Genomic DNA, 17,203 nt, shown 5'->3' with positions numbered 1-17,203 from the left:
GAGTTCATTCGAAAGAGTGGACTCCTTTTTTCATTTATCATGGTTTCACTTTTTATCAGAATTGAATGATACATTGAGCATGAATTTATGAGCAGTATAGATAATACACTCCCTGCCCTCTTTTGAGAAGGGGAAGGGGTAGTGTAGATATTTAGTCAAAGGAGAGTTTTATGATTTCTCCGTAGGAAGGTATATTCTTAAAGGCTTCTTTGATGTCATATTCTCCGGCATAAACCCGTGCACAGGTTAAAACGCCTCCGTGAGCGAATATGCAGACATTCTCTAATCCACTCTCTCTTATTTCATCAAGAAATGAACTGACACGTACATATTGATCTTTTAAAGATTCCCCTTCCGGTGTTCTGGTATCGATCCAATCTGCAAACCAGGCTTCGGAACGAGGATCGGAAGATAACTCTTCCCATGATTTCATCTCCCATTCCCCGAAATTAAGTTCTTTTACCCGGTCTTCCCGGATTGCATCCGGATAACCACAGTAAGAGGCGAGACGTACGCAACGTGTAAGCGGACTGCACCAGACTTTATTGAAAGTGAGTCCGGAGAGCGATTCTTTTACTTTTTCAGCCTCTTCTTCAAAGGAAGGACGTAATGCAACATCTGTCTGTCCGTATGCATAGCCTGCAGGAACGTTGACAGAGGTGTGTCTGATCAAATAGATATTCATATAGTGACTTTCTAAAGTGTTGTTGTATATATAACAGTTATCCCGAGATAAAAGCTCAATTCGCAAAGTAAAAATGTGGCTCCGCAACAATCACCGGTATATCCTTGTATTTTCTTTTTCATAAGTGTAGTCAGCATATACCAGGTAGCAACCGGAAGAAGACCGGCCAGAAAATAAACGGGTTTCGGTAGCCAGCATAAAGGAATTAGCAGGCAAATCAGACTGAATAGATATTCTCCTGTCGTCATGCGGCTATAGATCGTTTTACTTTTAGCTTCTTCCTCTTTTCGGGCATAAGGGAGACGGTTGATGATCATCCCTGCCACTCCTTTGCTATAAGGATCACCCGCTAAGATGGCACAACCGGCCAATTCAACAGGAAGACTGCTGAGTAATAGGTAATACAGGCCAAAATAGCAGATTAAACCGATTACTCCGTAACTACCTATGTGAGAATCTTTCATAATGGCCAATACCCGTTCCCGATTGGTTCCTCCTCCAAATCCGTCAAAAAAATCGGCCAGTCCGTCTTCATGCAAACAGCCAGTAATCAATAATCGGGTTATCATAGCCAGGGCTACGGCAACTCCGGCTGGTAGAATAAGAGAGCTTGCATACAATACGATAACCATCAATCCGGCAGTGAACCAACCGACCAGCGCCCATTGGCTGACTATATTTTTGAAATATTCGGAGGGAACCTCCGCCAGTTTCCAGAAAGGTAGACGTGTAAAGAATATGAATGCAGCCAGTATACGTAACATATATATAAATGTTAGGAATGGAAGACCATCCGGTTAGAAATATTTAGTTACTGCAGCTTGTTGGAATGTATGCATTTCATTGATCATACGTACAGCCGAGTCGATAATCGGGTAAGCACAAACTGAACCGGAACCTTCTCCTAAACGTAATCCCAGATTTAAGACCGGTTCTGCCTGAAGTACATCCAACACCTTTCTGTGTCCGGCTTCGTCTCCGCAATGTCCGAATATGCAATAAGGAAGCATTTCCGGATATAGGCGGGAAGCTGCCAACACACAATTGGTCATTATAAAGCCATCTACGAGAATCACCATTTTGAGTTCTGCAGCCCGAAGCATTCCACCAACAGCCATGACCATTTCATAACCTCCGAAATAACCGATCACATCCAATGTACTGTTATCGCCTTTGTAATTTTCAAGGGCTGCTTTCAATACTTTATATTTATGTTGCACACCGATGCTGTCCAAGCCACTTCCGGCACCTACGCATTCGATCAGGGGAATACCTGTGAGGCAAGTCATCCACATACTTGACGCAGCTGTATTGCCTATGCCCATTTCTCCGAAACTGATGACATTGCATCCTTCTTTATGGCAGTCAGAGACAATATCGGCTCCATACTGAAGGGCCGACTCCATTTCTTCACGGGTCATGGCGGCTTCGTGCAGGAAATTCCGGGTACCTTTCCTGATTTTCCGGTCTATCAATTGTGGTATTGCAGGAAAATCGAAATCGACCCCGCTATCGACTATTTTTATTTCAAAACCATGCTGACGAGCCAGGAAACAGACACCGGCTCCGCCATTCAGAAAGTTGTGAATCACCTGACGGGTGACTTCCTTGGGAGATTTGCTAACGCCTTCATCGGCAATGCCGTGATCAGAGGCATATATAACATTCATCGGATGCGTTAAAGCTGGTGTAAGTGTCTGCTGGATCAGTCCGACCTGGAGAGCAATTTCTTCCAATCTGCCCAACGAACCTTTGGGTTTGGTCAGATTATTTATTTTGTCTTGTAGTGCTTCCGCAATAGCAGTATCCGGTTTTTCAATATGAAAGGTAATCATTGTTCTATTATTTTGTTATTCTTTTATTTTCATGGGTATTCCGCTTATCATCAGTACAACTTCATCGGCACGGGAGGCTATGTATTGGTTTAGCCATCCCTGCAGGTCCGTGAATTTGCGCTGTACCGGATCAGGGGAGACACCTCCTAATCCTATTTCATTGGTAACGAATATGAGATAAGCATGCTGTTCGACCAGCCGGTTGAATTCTTCTTTCAGTTCTTTGAGAGACAATTCGACATTGCTGTCGTTGTCAAAAAAGAAATTAGTACCCCACAAGGTGACACAGTCTATTACGACTACCCGCCCATTCAGGTTGTGATGGCTCAGGTATTTTTCTTCTTCGATGTTTGTCCATTCCGGACCGCGGTCGGCCTGGTGGCGGAGAACACGTTGGCGGAATTCTTCATCCCATACACGGGATGTAGCCAGATAGACCGGGTTAGCGCTTAATGATAAGGCTAACTTTTGTGCATATCCGCTTTTACCGGAACGTTGTCCTCCTGTTACCAGTACGATATGTTTGTCAGGCATCGCTTTATTCTCCTTTCGGCTTATTGCGGGCAGCAGCTCGTTTCGCTTTATTTATCGGATTGTTCTTACTCGTTTTCCGCAAACTGGCAGATTTCGGGGAAGCTGCGAGACGTTGTGCAACGGCAGCTCTTCCTAAAGATTTACCGAACTTTGGACGCATAGCCTCTTTGAGTGCCTTTTCCTCCGTTGTCAGTTTTTCTTTTGGTTTTTCTCCGCTTTTAGCCGCCTTTCTTGCGGCTGCATATTTGTTATATTTGACATATTTGCCGGGTCTTAATTTACTGCCGGAACCGGAAGATTTCTTTTTTTCGGTAGCAGGAGCATTTGTGGCAGGAGTGTTGGCCTCTACGATTTTTTCTTTTTTCTCAACTTTTGCAGTCGCTTCACCAAAGATGAGATTTTGAGTTTTTCCTGCACCTGTACGGGCATGTTCCTGTGCCTGTTTGAAATTGACCTGAATATCATCGAGCATGATAATATCCGTCTTACTTACTTTCTGTCCGACTTCGGGCAGTTTACCATTGACGGTAACCCGTCCCATTTCGATGAATTTGTCTGCCTCCCTGCGGGAGCAAAGGCCTGCGTCACTAAGCAGTTTGTTTAGTCTTATTTCCATATTCGTATAATTTTTTTATTGCAATAATAATGATAGAAGACAAACAAGCAATCCCATAGCTAGTTCTGTATTGCTGTTTATTTTAGTTGCTATTAACATATCTTCTGTCGTGAAAGGCCGGTCGTTAACTCCGATATGGGGTTTTTCTACAGCCTGTCCGAAATAGTCGTGCGTTCCTCCAAAACGACAATCCAGAATGGCTGCCAGCGCCGCTTCGGGATAACCTGAGTTCGGACTGAGATGTGCACGACCGAAGCGCGTCAGAAAATCTCTTTTATGCCAGTTGCCGGAAACCAGTAACATCAAACAGGCTGTCAGCCGGGCTGGTATATAATTGGCGACATCGTCCAGCCGGGCAGCCGCTTGTCCGAAATCCTTGTATCGCTCATTCTTGTAACCGATCATTGAATCGAGCGTATTGATCATTTTATAGGCCATCATTCCGGGCAGTCCCAGAAAGCCGAACCAGAACATCGGGGCGATCACTCCGTCACTCAGGTTCTCAGCCAATGTTTCAAGGGCGGCAGCTCTGATCTCTTGCGGGGATAAGTCAGAGGTATCGCGTCCTACGATGCGTCCTACTTGTGTGCGTCCTTCTTCCACGTTGCGGTCTACAGCTTCAAAAACAGCTTTGACTTCCGTGATCAGAGTTTTTCCAGCCAGACAATAAAAAACACCGATCCCGATGAGGATGGCATATAATTGTGTATTTATGAATATAGCCGATAAAAGCAATAAACGGGTCAGAAGATAAACACCGGCGACGAGGATCAATGTCAGCAAACCTCCTTTATAAAAGCGGTTCTCCCCTTGATTGAGTCTTTTTTCTCCGAAAGAAATGAGTTTTCCGAACCAGACGATAGGATGGGGCCAGCCTTCCGGATCGCCTAACAGACGATCTGCCAACCATCCGCCCAGAAAAGGAATAACCCTAAGTAAATATATCGATTGAGTTGACCAGTACATATTATTTGTTTGAGATACAAAGGTAGAAAATTGTACCGTTGTTTGTTTTGTAAATTCACTAATAAATATCTACCTTTGTCTTATGCTTAGGATAATAACACATATAGAACGATTATTACTGGTACACGACTGTGTGATTGTACCGGGATTTGGTGGGTTTGTACTGCAGGCTGTTTCTGCTGTATATGATGAAAAAGAACATTTGTTCAATCCCCAACGAAAAGAAATCGTTTTTAATGTCACATTGCAGCATAACGACGGGTTGCTTTCGGAATCATATATGCAGATGTATGATGTCAATTACCGGAAAGCACAATTGATGTTGGAAGAAGATGTGGCAGATATGAAAGTGGTTTTACAGGAAGATAAGAAATTATCTTTGGGTGTGCTAGGTTCCTTTAGCCTCGGGATGGAAGGGCAGGTTATTTTTCACCCGGGAGAATCTGATGCTTTCAGTGTGGGTTCGTATGGCTTGGTTTCATTCAATTTCCCGCAACTTCAGCCTGTTTTGGCAGAGCGTGAAGAGGTTGCTTTACTTACCCGAAAGAGAAAGAAAGATATATTATATATACCGGTTAACCGGAAATTACTTCGTGTCGCTGCGGCTTCGGCAGCAGCAGTCGCTTTATTCTTGCTTGTGTCGACTCCGGTAAAGGATGTCAATCAGGCGGCCTATACTGCGAGTTTTGTTCCGACAGAGATGGTTGTGAAAAGTGCTCCTGAAATAAAGCCGACAGAGGAAATTGCTTCGGAAGAAACGATTGCACCTGAAATCAATGAAGTGAAGACTGAGCGTAAAGTTGCTGCTGTAGCTCCGTCCCGTGAAGTGAAAAGGCAAAAGATTACCCCTGAACCGGCAATAGCTAAGCCTAATCTTAAAATGTACCACATTGTAATCGCAAGTTTTCCAACGGAAGACCAGGCTGATAAATACATAGCAGGTGTAGACCGTCAAGAATGTAAACATGTAAGTAAGGTTGTTCGTGACGGGAAGTACCGTATTTATGCGGATAAATTCGATAACCGTGAACAAGCTGAAAGCTATATGGCGACCTTGCGTATGAATGAAAAGTACAAAGATGCGTGGCTGTTCATCAGTCGCTAAATAATACTTTTTGTATTTATTTTATTTGCTACTTACTCTTTTAAATACTGAAATAAAAATACCTCCGGGAGAATTTAGAATTTCTTTCGGAGGTATTTTATTTTTCTTCCGAATGAAACTAAAATAGCATCCGGAAGTGTTCAGGAGTTATTGTCTTTTACTCCTCTTCTTGTTTTGATTGTTTTTTCTTTTTTAAACGGCCTGCTTTTCGTAGTGCCTGGTCCAGGATGTACTGGATCTGGCCATTGGTGCTGCGGAATTCATCCGCAGCCCATTTTTCGATAGCATCCATCATCTCTGCATCAATTCGCAGAACAAAGTTTTTGGTTGCATTCTCTTTTTTGGCCATCACTCTTATATTAATATTAAAAATTTAGGATCATTGATATAATGTACCTGTGTTAATAACAGGCTGGGCTGATTCGTCCGCGCAAAGAACTACCAGTAAATTGCTTACCATGGTTGCTTTCTTTTCTTCGTCGAGTTCGACAATACTGTCTTTCTCCAGTTTCTCCAATGCCAGATGAACCATACTGACTGCCCCTTCTACGATACGTTCCCGGGCTGCAATGATGGCATCAGCCTGTTGGCGGCGAAGCATAACACCCGCAATTTCAGAAGCATAAGCCAGATAATTGATACGTGCTTCCACCACTTCTATTCCGGCAAGCGTGAGACGGCTGTTTAGTTCGTCTTCGAGTCGTTGGGTTACTTCCCCTTCGTTATCGGAACGCAATGTTACTTTGTCGGTTGTTTCGTTTGTATCGTATGCATACATTCCGGCGACCTGACGTAAGGCAGCGTCACTTTGGATCTGAACGAAAGATTTGACATCTCCTGAAATATCGAAGGTCGCTTTATATGTATCTTTGATTCTCCATACCACTACAGCTCCGATCATTACCGGATTACCTACTTTGTCGTTCACTTTGATCGGCTCCAGATTCAGGTTGAAAATACGCAGGGTCACTTTTGTTTTCAATAAAAGTGGATTTACCCAGAAAAAGCCATTCTCGATAATTGTGCCGACATATTTTCCGAAGAATGTCATGACCCGTGAATTGTTCGGCTGAATAATGATTAATCCGTAACACATGAAAATTGCACATAGTGCACCAATAATGCCTAAAACAATACTCCAGGGTTGTTTCAGTGTGAACATGAAAATGGAAGCGCCCAGTATTACCAGGATAAATAATATGGCCAGGAAACCGGAGAGCCTAATGCCGTCAAATGCTTTTTCTTGTGCTTTCATAATAATTTATATTTGATATTATTTTGATATCACAAATTAAAACAATTATCTGTATATAACCAAATAAAATATCCCTTTTTTATAAGAGGATATTTAAAATATTATTTAGCTTTGTCTACTCAAAATTTACACGATTGGAATTTCAACTAGATACGGACAATAGAGAGTTTCAGGATGCCCTGCAACTGATCACTCATACCCGTCAGTCTGTTTTCCTGACAGGGAAAGCGGGGACGGGCAAATCCACTTTTCTCAAATATATCTGTTCGCATACGAAGAAAAAACATGTTGTATTGGCCCCGACAGGTATCGCTGCTATCAATGCGGAAGGGGTGACTTTGCATTCTTTCTTTAAGCTGCCGTTTCGTCCGATGCTTCCGGATGATCCCGACCTGAGTCTGAAAGATGGTCGGATTTTCGAATTCTTTAAATATAGAAAAGAACACAGAAAGATTATTTCGGAGGTTGAACTGATTATTATCGATGAGATTTCGATGGTAAGAGCGGATATTATCGATTGTGTGGACCGTATTTTGCGTGTTTTTTCCGGGAATATGCGTTTGCCGTTTGGTGGAAAACAGCTGTTATTCGTGGGAGATGTGTTCCAGTTGGAACCGGTTGTGCCATCCGACCAGAAAGAGATATTGAGCCTGTTCTATGCCAGTCCGTTTTTCTTTTCGGCAAGAGTATTTCAGTCGATTAACCTGGTACCGATCGAATTACAGAAAGTCTATCGCCAGACCGATCCTGTATTTATCAATATATTGGACCGGATACGGAGTAATGCTGCAAGGAAGCAGGAACTGGATATTTTAAATGCCCGTTACTTCCCTGAATTTACGCCGAATAATGAGGACATGTACATTACGCTTGCCACCCGTCGCGATCAGGTCGATTTCATCAATGAAAAAAGATTGTCGGAGCTGCCCGGTGATGAATTTATCTCTACCGGACGTATAGAGGGGGATTTTCCGGAATCCTCTTTGCCTACGCAACTGAATCTGGCGATCAAGGAACAGGCACAAGTGATCTTTATCGATAATGATCACGAGCGTCGTTGGGTAAACGGTACTATCGGAATGGTTTCCGGCATTGATGAAAACGGGAATATATATGTCCTGCTGGAAAATGGGATCGAACATCTGGTCGAACCTACTTCATGGCGCAATTACAAATATAAATACAACGAAAAGGAAAAGAGAATAGAGGAAGAAATTGTCGGAACTTTTGAGCAATTGCCCATCCGCCTGGCCTGGGCGATTACTGTGCATAAAAGTCAGGGATTAACCTTCAACCGGGTCGTTGTCGATCTGACGGGAGGTGTATTTGCCGGTGGGCAGACCTATGTAGCCCTGAGCCGTAGCACATCGCTCGAGGGGCTGGTTTTGAAAAGCAGGGTGACTTCTCATGATATTTTTGTCCGTAAAGAGATCGTTCAGTTCAGTCAGATTTTTAACAGCAAGGAACTGATAGAAAAGAGTCTTCGTGAAAGTGAAGCCGAACTTTTGTATGCCCGTGCCGCGCATGATTTTAACCGTGGAAATATGAAAAATGCAGTGGAATCGTTGGCACAGGCTGTCGGAAAACGCAACGAACTCGATAAGCCGTTGGTACAGCGTCTGCTCCGTTCCAAACTTCAACGTATAAATTCGCAACAGGCGGAGATCAGGAAACTGAAGGAAGATCTGTATGCACAGCGTGAAATCCTCAAAGAATATGCCCATGAATATTATCTGATGGGAAATGAGTGTGTCACGAAGGCCAATGACCCGAATGCAGCTCTCCGCTCGTTCGGCAAAGCCCTGAAACTATATCCCGAATATGTGGATGCCTGGGTGCGCAAAGGCGTGACTTTATTGGATCTTGGAGAAACATACGATGCCCAGGTTGCTTTGAACGAAGCGGTCAGGTTGAGTCCTCTTTCATTCAAAGCCCGTTATAATCGCGGGAAATGTTATCTGCGCATGAAGTATTATGAGGAAGCGGTCGCCGACCTTCAAAAGGCGGTATCCATCAAACCGAAACATGCTTCTGCGCATGAATATCTGGCGGAAGCTTACCGTTTTGTCGGTGAAGAAGAACTGGCACAACAACATCAGGATATAGCAGATAGTTTGCGGGAAAATCGAAATATTTAAGAAAGTCCATAAAAATCAAACGGAATCGTAATGTTTTGGTAACATAGATTATATATCTTTGCGGCGTTATATAAAAAGTGTTTCGATTGTTTTATTTTAAATACCATCTAGTATGAAGAACTTATCTGTGTTTGTTCTTTTTCTTTTTTGTCTGACATTTGCTGTGAATGCACAGGTTACAACATCCGGGATCAGTGGTAAAGTGACAGCAGAAGGAGAACTTCTGATCGGTGCTACAGTGCAGGCCGTTCACGAACCTTCCGGTACTACTTATGGCACTGTAACTAATGTCGACGGACGTTATAGTTTACAGGGAATGCGTATCGGCGGCCCTTATACGGTAGAAGTCTCGTATGTAGGATTTCAGAAAGCCGTATATAAAAACATTACCCTTCAGTTGGGTGAAACGTATTTGTTGGATGTGAAACTGACTGAGTCGTTATCGTTGGATGAAGTCGTTGTCACTGCCTCGAAAGCTGCGTTGTTCAATTCCCAGAAAACAGGAGCGGCTCAAAACTTCAACCAATCACAAATTCTTTCGACTCCTACAGTAAATCGTAGTATTTTCGATATTACTAAAATGAATCCGATGGGAATCAATACGAGTAGCGGGATGTCGTTTGTCGGTTCAAGTAATAAATACAACTCTTTTCAAATTGACGGGACGGCGAATAATGATGTGTTCGGTTTGTCTGCCAGCGGAACAAATGGTGATCAGGCGGGGGCAAACCCGATCTCTTTGGATGCCATTGAAGAAATTCAAGTGGTAATTGCGCCGTTTGATGTCCGGCAAAGCGGATTTACCGGTGGTGGAATTAATGCGATCACGAAATCAGGTACAAATGCGTTCCATGGTTCTGTTTACGGATATTATAATAATGAGAAATTTTATGGAAAGACACCAGGAAATGCAAAGGAACGTACACGCCTGGATGATCAGTCGTCTGAGACATACGGAGTAACTTTAGGTGGCCCGATCATCAAAAATAAATTATTCTTTTTTACAAACTTTGAACGGGTAAAGGAGGTTTATCCTACAACTAACAACATTGGGACTGAAAGTTCCAAATTAGATAAAAACGAAGTGGGTCTGATTATTGATAAGATATCTCAATTAACAGGCGGTTATAACGGTGGTGGTTATGGCCCGTTGGATGTGGATACTTATTCGAATAAATTCCTGGCACGTATCGACTGGAATGCAAACGATAAAAATAAATTTACCCTCCGGTATAGCTTGCTTGATGCACGCAGTATGAATTTTTCAAACAAACCAGCCGCTGCTCGTCTGAATGATAATGGTTATTATATGAAGAATTCCACTCATTCAATTGTTGCGGAATTGAATACGCAAATAAATCCTTTGTTGGCGAATGAGTTACGTATGGGATGGACCCGTGTCAGAGATAATCGTGACCCGTTAGGACAGGCTATGCCTTATGTTAAGATTGAACAATTGTCCGGTAATACATCACTGGAATTTGGGACGGAGAGATTTTCGATGGCGAATGCTTTGAATCAGGATATTTTTACGTTGACGGATAACCTGACTAAAATGGTGGGAAACCATGCGATCACAGTGGGAACATATAATGAATTTTTTAAAATGAGCAATTTATATCTGGCAAACAATTATGGTTCCTATACTTATAGCTCATTGGACGATTTCCTCTCGGTGGGGACAGCAAATGAAGTCGCTCCCAAATATTATGATTATTCGGTAGCACGTACGGAAATAACCGGGACTGACCGATGGGCTCCAGAATTTGGTGCTGCGCAATTAGGCTTTTATGTACAGGATGAATGGAATGTAACGAATTTATTGAGGTTGACTTATGGGGTGCGAATGGATATCCCTTTGTTTTTCGATAAACCGCTGGCAAATGAAGCATTTAATAATTCAGACATAGCGAAGCAATACAAAGTGGCAACTAATCAGCTGCCTTCCACTAAGGTGTTGTGGTCGCCTCGCGTGGGTTTTCGCTGGAACCCGGATGAAGACCGCAGGACTTTGGTTCGTGGAGGAATCGGTATTTTTACCGGACGTATTCCTTTCGTTTGGATATCAAATAGCTTTACAAATACCGGTATTGAAGTAAGCCGTACTTCTTTTAATTTCAGAAATATGCCTCAAATCAAACCTGATGGTTTCCATTTCAATATTGATCCGTCCAAACAATACGAATCGCCGGGCACATCGGAAGTAAATGTTGTCGATAAAGATTTCAAATATCCATCTGTTTTTCGTACCAATTTAGCTGTGGAACATACATTACCTTATGATATCCGTGTTAGTTTAGAAGGTTTGTATTCAAAAACTTTAAATAATATTTTATATGAAAATATCAATTATCAACATACCGGTAGTTTGAATAATGGAGGAGATAATCGTCCCACCTACAAACAAGTCGATGCCAATTTTACACAAATTATGTATCTGACTAATACGAATAAAGGATATACGTATAATATAACAGCCAAGGTTGAAAAGCCTTTTGATTTCGGTTTAAATGCGATGGTTGCATATTCTTACGGACAGGCAAAATCTTTAACAGATGGAAATTCTTCACAGGCATATTCAGGTTGGAAATATAATCCTGTTTATGGAGGAGATGTTGCCCCCGAGTTAAGTTGGTCTATGTTTGATGTGCGTAACCGTATAGTCGCTTCGGTTTCTTATACAAAAGAATATGCCGGACATTTTGCTACTACAGTAAGTCTGTTTTATAATGGGCAAACCGGCGGTCGCTATTCTCTGCTTTATTCCAATGATATAAATGGTGACGGTTATGGGAATGACTTGTTATATATACCGACAGACGCAGAGCGTGAGAAAATGGTCTTTACGGATATTGTATCTAACGGAAAGGTCACTTCTACCGCGGCAGAGCAAAAAGATGCTTTTGTCAAATGGATTGAAGGAAATAAAGATATCAGGGATACAAAGGGAGATCATATTAAGCGTAATCAATTGGTAATGCCGTTCGAGCATCATTTTGATTTCCATATTGCACAAAATTTCTTTATGAATGTGGCTGGTAGAAGACATACATTGCAAGTTAATTTTGATATATTGAATGTTGGGAATTTGTTCAATAAGAAATGGGGATTATATCATCAGACTTCCACAGGTTATGATCTGACTCCTGTAGCTGCTTTTGCAGGTAAAGATGGTCAGTTTACTTATCAGTTCCGTGATCCGGGTGATATGTATACGAATACGGCTATAACTTCACGCTGGCAGGCTCAGATAGGTTTACGTTATATTTTCTAACGCGTATTTTATGATTTGAATTAAATAATCGGAAGAGGTTCACTATCTTTGTGAACCTCTTTCTTTTTGAGGTGATATGATTATGAAAAGATATATAAGTTTGCTTTTAGGATGCGTGATTCTGGCCGGCATTACTTTTTCCGGTTGTTCTTCGTCAAAACATAATGACCGTTACGTCGTGGTCCTTTCTATGGATGGTTTCCGTTCCGATTATCCCGACCGTGCTTATACTCCGACATTGGATTCTCTGGCGAAAGTCGGGATACGTGCCGCTTTTCGTCCCTCGTTTCCCAGCGTTACTTTCCCTAACCATTACAGTATGGCGACCGGCTTGCATCCGGACCATCATGGTCTGATCAATAATTTCTTCTATGCTCCCGACCTGGATAGTATTTATCGCATGGCAGATCCGACACCGGGCTTTTACGGAGGTGAACCGATCTGGAATACGGCAGAGAAGCAAGGTGTGCATGCAGCTTCTTTTTTCTGGGTGGGCAGCGAGTATTCGATTCAGGGACGTCAGCCTTCTATCTGGAAACCTTTTGATAAGCATGTTCCTTATTCGGACCGTGCCGATTCTGTGGTAGCGTGGTTACGTTTGCCGGAAGATATACGTCCTCATCTGGTTATGTGGTATATAGAGGAACCCGATGGGATCGGGCATATCTGTACACCGGATTCTTCGGCAACCTTGCAAAAAGTAGAAGAACTGGACCGGGTTTTGAATCATTTCTTTAATGAAGCCCGTAAACTGGCTGTTTTTGATAAAATCGATTTTATAGTCCTTTCCGATCATGGGATGGCAACCTGTACGCCGGAGAAATATGTCAATCTGAACGATTATTTGCCCCGCGATAGTTTCGATTATATTTTTGACGGTGTCCCGACTTTGCTCTATCCGAAGAAAAGTTATACGGAGACAGCTTATAATATTCTGAAAAAAGTCCCGAATGTTATGGTCTGGAAGAAAAACGAAATACCGGCAGAATACGTCTATGGGAGTAATCCCCGGATAGGTGACCTGGTCGTACTTCCCCATATAGGGACCTATCTGCATTTTCGTGAAAAGTCTTATCCTTATCCGGGAGCAACTCACGGCTATGATAATTTCGCACCTGAGATGGAGGCTATCTTTTATGCGGCAGGTCCGTCTTTTAAAAAGAATGTGGAATTGCCGGTAATGGCTAATGTCAATTTATATTTGATCATTTCCCGGTTACTGGATCTGGAACCCGCACCGAATGACGGTGACAGTCTGGTGGTGAATTCATTATTCCGTTAAACAATAAAAAAAGCGATCTGGAAAAGGTCGCTTTTTATTTTTATCAAAGGGCATCTTTTAATAATTGAAATTCATCCCCGGACAAAAAGCGATCTGGCTACTGGCACTTTTGATCTGAATCTTGTTTTCGCGGGCTAGCCAACCGATTGCAGACCATAAATCAGCTTCACACAAAGAAGTTGCTTTCTTCAACTCCTCAAAACTCCAACATCCACCATCCAGCAACAGATTCCAGATGGTACCTGCGTTTAATCCAATTGTTCCTTTCGTCATGACAAACTCTCTTTTATGTTTATGGTATGACATTAAAACTGAAATAAAAGCGGAAATGATATATTCCGCCTGTTATTTTAGTGTGTTTTATAAAAAGGAGCTTCCGGCAAAAGATTTTTTTTCTAAATCGAGCCTTTGTAGATACAAGGCCTTAAAAATGATCATTGTTTGTTTACAAGAGTTTTAGGAAAAAGATTTGTTAGAAAAAGATTGCCATAAAGTATCATAGTTTCAAATTAAATCTTACATTTGCAGTATATTGAGATTGATTTAAACTTGTATTTGAAGTTTTACTCGCAATTTAGATTTGTAAAGTATATTCATTCAACTATTATTCTATTCATCCTCAATAAACAATTAACTAAATAAGTTTTTATAAATGAATCTTTACATTTCAAATTTGAGTTACAACGTCACAGACGCTGACTTAAACGATTTATTCGCAGATTATGGTGAAATCCTTTCTGCTAGAGTTATCACAGACAGAGAAACAGGCCGTTCAAGAGGATTCGGTTTTGTAGAATTAAAGGATGACGAAATGGGCCGGAAGGCTATCGAAGAATTAAACCAGGCTACTTATGATGAAAAAGTAATCAACGTAACAGAAGCACGTCCGAGAGAAGACCGTGGCGGAAGCCGTGGTGGTTTCGGTGGTGGTAATCGTGGCGGTGGTTTCGGTGGTGGCAATCGTGGCGGTGGCTACGGTGGCGGTAATCGCGGAGGCTATGGTAACAACGGTGGCGGAAGAAGATATTAATCCGAATTATAGCAAAAGTAAAAGCGGCCCTTTAAAGGTCGCTTTTTTTGTTTAATATAGGTGTATAGGCACAGGCTGCAACTTGCTCCCGTTTCATTATTCCCCAAGTCCATAAAAAAATTGGGGAATTTCCCCCATTGCAGTGGGGAATAAGGTCCATTCTAATGGGGAAAAAATCCCATAGCAATGGGGCTAAAAATCATTTGTCCTGTAAATGTTTGTCGGATACCTTTGAAAAAACGCCTGCCGAAATCATTCAACAGGCGTTTTAGTAGTGCGTCCGGGGATCGAACCCGAGTTTCCGCCGTGAGAGGGCGGCGTCCTAGGCCACTAGACGAATGCACCGTTTCGTGTCTTAGTTTTCATTGTTTGACGTTGCAAAATTAATGATTATTTCTTTTCGATGTTCTCTTTATGCGGGAAAAATGAAAAGAATTTTATCATGCCCTGTCAGAATGATACAATAATAGTCCTTATACCACTAAAAGGCGTTAAAAGGAAGAGCAATTTCGTTTATTTTTCATTGTTCTTCCTGTTTATTTATTCTACCTTTGCCCTCTGTTATTGAACAATATACTATTGAACAATTACTAATACCAGTATTAAAATAACTAATATTATGGCAGAACTAAAAGAAAAACTTTTCTCAGAATTCGCTCCGGTCTCTACTGAAGAATGGATGGCGAAGATTACGGCTGACCTGAAAGGTGCCCCGTTTGAGAAAAAGCTTGTTTGGAAGACAGGCGAAGGATTTAATGTAAATCCTTTCTATCGTGCAGAAGACATCGAAGGTTTGAAGACTACCGAGTCTCTTCCCGGTGAATTCCCTTATGTTCGCGGAACAAAGAAGGATAACGATTGGAAGGTACGCCAGAACATCGAAGTAACTTGTTTCAAAGAAGCCAACGAAAAAGCGCTTGACATTCTGAACAAAGGCATTACTTCACTCGGTTTCATCATCAAAGGTGATGAAGTAAATGCCGAAAATATTGCAACATTACTGGATGGTATCTGTCCGGAAGCTGTAGAACTGAACTTCAACACTTGCAACTGCAAGGCTGAAAAGTTGATCGGCATCCTGGAATACTGTCTGAAAGGAAAAGACGTAGACCTGAACAAATGTTTCGGTTCTGTCAACTACGATCCTTTCAAGAAACCTTTGGTAAAAGGTAAAGAAAATGGAAATTGGGTGGAAGCTGCATCTGCTGTGCTCAAAGCAGGACAGGCTTTACCTGGTTATAAAGTATTAGCTGTAAACGGTTTCTACTTCAACAATGCCGGTGCTTATATCACTCAGGAACTGGGTTATTCATTGGCTTGGGGTAACGAACTGATGGCTAAACTGACTGAAGCCGGTTTCAGTGCAGACGAAGTTGCCAAGAAGATCAAATTCAATCTGGGTATCAGCTCTAACTATTTCATGGAAATAGCAAAGTTCCGTGCTGCCCGTTGGTTGTGGGCCGAGATCGTTGCTGCTTACAATCCTGCATGTAACTGTGCTTGCAAGATGAATGCACATGCTCAGACTTCCGAATGGAACATGACTGTTTACGATGCTCACGTAAACCTGTTGCGTTCTCAGACTGAAGCGATGTCTGCTGCTTTGGCCGGTGTCGATTCTATCACTGTTCGTCCGTTCGATAAGACTTATCAGACTCCGGATGATTTCTCAGAACGTATTGCACGTAACCAGCAATTGTTACTGAAAGAAGAATGTCACCTGGATAAGGTGGTCGATCCTTCTGCCGGTTCTTATTATGTAGAAGTACTGACTAACTCGTTGGCTGACGTTGCCTGGAAACTGTTCCTGGAAGTAGAAGACAAAGGCGGTTTCGGTGCTGAAGTGGCTAACGGTAACATACAGAATGCAGTAAATGCTTCTAACGTAGCCCGTAAGAAAGCGGTTGCTACCCGTCGCGAAATCCTGCTGGGTTCTAACCAGTTCCCGAACTTCACAGAAGTAGCTGCCGGTAAGATCAAAGAAACAGCATCCTGCTGTTGTGGCGGTGGTCACTCTTGTGGTGAATCAACGGTTACTCCTCTTGATTTCTCTCGTGGTGCATCTGAATTTGAAGCATTGCGTCTGGCTACGGAAAATAGCGGTAAAACTCCGAAAGTGTTTATGTTGACTATCGGTAACCTGTCTATGCGTATTGCCCGTTCACAGTTCTCAAGTAACTTCTTTGCTTGTGCAGGATACAAGGTAATTGATAACTTAGGTTTCGAAACAGTAGAAGCCGGCGTTGAAGCAGCTGTAAAGGCAGGTGCTGAAATCGTTGTTCTTTGCTCGAGTGATGACGAATATGCTGAATTTGCTCCTGCAGCTTACAAGGCATTGGCTGGAAGAGCTGAATTTGTTGTAGCTGGTATGCCTGCTTGTATGGATGACTTGAAAGCAGTAGGTATCGATCAATATGTAAATGTAAAGAGCAACGTGCTTGAAACATTGAAGGCTTTCAACGCAAAATTAGGAATCGCTTAAG

General features: G+C 42.3%; 15 protein-coding genes and 1 tRNA gene. 6 read left to right on the top strand and 10 right to left on the bottom strand.

Features of this window, described 5'->3' with window-relative positions; genetic code table 11:
• Positions 1–151: 151 nt before the first annotated feature.
• From cobC to cbiB, 6 genes are read right to left on the bottom strand one after another with little or no spacing between them, the layout of a single operon-like run.
• A complete protein-coding gene (cobC, locus tag DWW23_RS22460) occupies positions 152–685 on the bottom strand; it encodes an alpha-ribazole phosphatase (RefSeq protein WP_122356393.1) in 534 nt (177 codons plus the stop codon).
• A gap of 11 nt (positions 686–696) precedes the next feature.
• The gene (locus DWW23_RS22455; protein ID WP_122356391.1) at positions 697–1,449 is read right to left on the bottom strand and encodes an adenosylcobinamide-GDP ribazoletransferase; all 753 of its coding nucleotides are present in this window, start codon (positions 1,447–1,449) and stop codon (positions 697–699) included.
• Positions 1,450–1,482: 33 nt separating this feature from the next.
• Positions 1,483–2,520: a nicotinate-nucleotide--dimethylbenzimidazole phosphoribosyltransferase gene (gene cobT, locus DWW23_RS22450; protein ID WP_122356389.1), complete on the bottom strand. Its 1,038-nt coding sequence runs from the start codon at positions 2,518–2,520 to the stop codon at positions 1,483–1,485.
• A 15-nt stretch (positions 2,521–2,535) separates the two neighbouring features.
• On the bottom strand, positions 2,536–3,054 hold the full coding sequence (locus DWW23_RS22445; RefSeq protein WP_122356386.1) for a bifunctional adenosylcobinamide kinase/adenosylcobinamide-phosphate guanylyltransferase: 519 nt from the start codon (positions 3,052–3,054) through the stop codon (positions 2,536–2,538).
• A 4-nt stretch (positions 3,055–3,058) separates the two neighbouring features.
• On the bottom strand, positions 3,059–3,670 hold the full coding sequence (locus DWW23_RS22440; protein WP_122356384.1) for a S4 domain-containing protein: 612 nt from the start codon (positions 3,668–3,670) through the stop codon (positions 3,059–3,061).
• 15 nt (positions 3,671–3,685) lie between these two features.
• Positions 3,686–4,636 carry an adenosylcobinamide-phosphate synthase CbiB gene (gene cbiB / locus DWW23_RS22435; RefSeq protein ID WP_122356382.1) on the bottom strand — a complete coding sequence of 317 codons (951 nt, stop codon included), beginning with the start codon at positions 4,634–4,636 and terminating at the stop codon, positions 3,686–3,688.
• Positions 4,637–4,718: 82 nt separating this feature from the next.
• Here cbiB and DWW23_RS22430 point away from each other — a divergent pair, with 82 nt between their 5' ends.
• The gene (locus DWW23_RS22430; protein ID WP_122356380.1) at positions 4,719–5,741 is read left to right on the top strand and encodes an SPOR domain-containing protein; all 1,023 of its coding nucleotides are present in this window, start codon (positions 4,719–4,721) and stop codon (positions 5,739–5,741) included.
• A gap of 157 nt (positions 5,742–5,898) precedes the next feature.
• Here the strand turns inward: DWW23_RS22430 and DWW23_RS22425 are convergent, their stop codons facing one another.
• Together DWW23_RS22425 and DWW23_RS22420 are read right to left on the bottom strand one after the other, a co-directional pair.
• Positions 5,899–6,090: an Arc family DNA-binding protein gene (locus tag DWW23_RS22425; RefSeq protein WP_122356378.1), complete on the bottom strand. Its 192-nt coding sequence runs from the start codon at positions 6,088–6,090 to the stop codon at positions 5,899–5,901.
• Positions 6,091–6,120: 30 nt separating this feature from the next.
• Positions 6,121–6,996, bottom strand: coding sequence for an SPFH domain-containing protein (locus DWW23_RS22420; RefSeq protein ID WP_122356376.1), 876 nt, complete (start codon positions 6,994–6,996; stop codon positions 6,121–6,123).
• Positions 6,997–7,130: 134 nt separating this feature from the next.
• On the opposite strand from DWW23_RS22420, the gene DWW23_RS22415 reads away from it, so the two are divergent.
• The 3 genes from DWW23_RS22415 (at position 7,131) to DWW23_RS22405 (ending at position 13,690) form a co-directional block, all read left to right on the top strand.
• Complete coding sequence (locus DWW23_RS22415) at positions 7,131–9,134, top strand: tetratricopeptide repeat protein (RefSeq protein ID WP_122356374.1); 2,004 nt, start codon at positions 7,131–7,133, stop codon at positions 9,132–9,134.
• Between the two features lie 112 nt (positions 9,135–9,246).
• Positions 9,247–12,408 (top strand): carboxypeptidase regulatory-like domain-containing protein, encoded by a 3,162-nt coding sequence (locus DWW23_RS22410; protein ID WP_122356372.1) that lies wholly within the window; start codon positions 9,247–9,249, stop codon positions 12,406–12,408.
• An 82-nt stretch (positions 12,409–12,490) separates the two neighbouring features.
• Positions 12,491–13,690, top strand: coding sequence for an ectonucleotide pyrophosphatase/phosphodiesterase (locus DWW23_RS22405; protein WP_122356370.1), 1,200 nt, complete (start codon positions 12,491–12,493; stop codon positions 13,688–13,690).
• A 57-nt stretch (positions 13,691–13,747) separates the two neighbouring features.
• Here DWW23_RS22405 and DWW23_RS22400 read toward each other — a convergent pair whose 3' ends face one another.
• Positions 13,748–13,963 carry a winged helix-turn-helix domain-containing protein gene (locus tag DWW23_RS22400; RefSeq protein ID WP_122356368.1) on the bottom strand — a complete coding sequence of 72 codons (216 nt, stop codon included), beginning with the start codon at positions 13,961–13,963 and terminating at the stop codon, positions 13,748–13,750.
• Between the two features lie 379 nt (positions 13,964–14,342).
• Here DWW23_RS22400 and DWW23_RS22395 point away from each other — a divergent pair, with 379 nt between their 5' ends.
• Positions 14,343–14,720 (top strand): RNA-binding protein, encoded by a 378-nt coding sequence (locus DWW23_RS22395; RefSeq protein WP_122356366.1) that lies wholly within the window; start codon positions 14,343–14,345, stop codon positions 14,718–14,720.
• 272 nt (positions 14,721–14,992) lie between these two features.
• Here DWW23_RS22395 and DWW23_RS22390 read toward each other — a convergent pair.
• Positions 14,993–15,065: transfer RNA gene (locus DWW23_RS22390), tRNA-Glu, on the bottom strand.
• 274 nt (positions 15,066–15,339) lie between these two features.
• On the opposite strand from DWW23_RS22390, the gene mutA reads away from it, so the two are divergent.
• On the top strand, positions 15,340–17,202 hold the full coding sequence (gene mutA, locus DWW23_RS22385; protein WP_122356364.1) for a methylmalonyl-CoA mutase small subunit: 1,863 nt from the start codon (positions 15,340–15,342) through the stop codon (positions 17,200–17,202).
• Position 17,203 lies beyond the last annotated feature (1 nt).

The organism is Parabacteroides sp. AF14-59 (assembly GCF_003479515.1).
Taxonomy (GTDB): Bacteria; Bacteroidota; Bacteroidia; order Bacteroidales; family Tannerellaceae; genus Parabacteroides; species Parabacteroides faecis.
Note: the sequence above shows the minus strand (reverse complement) of the source record. Positions and strands in the feature narration are given on the sequence as shown.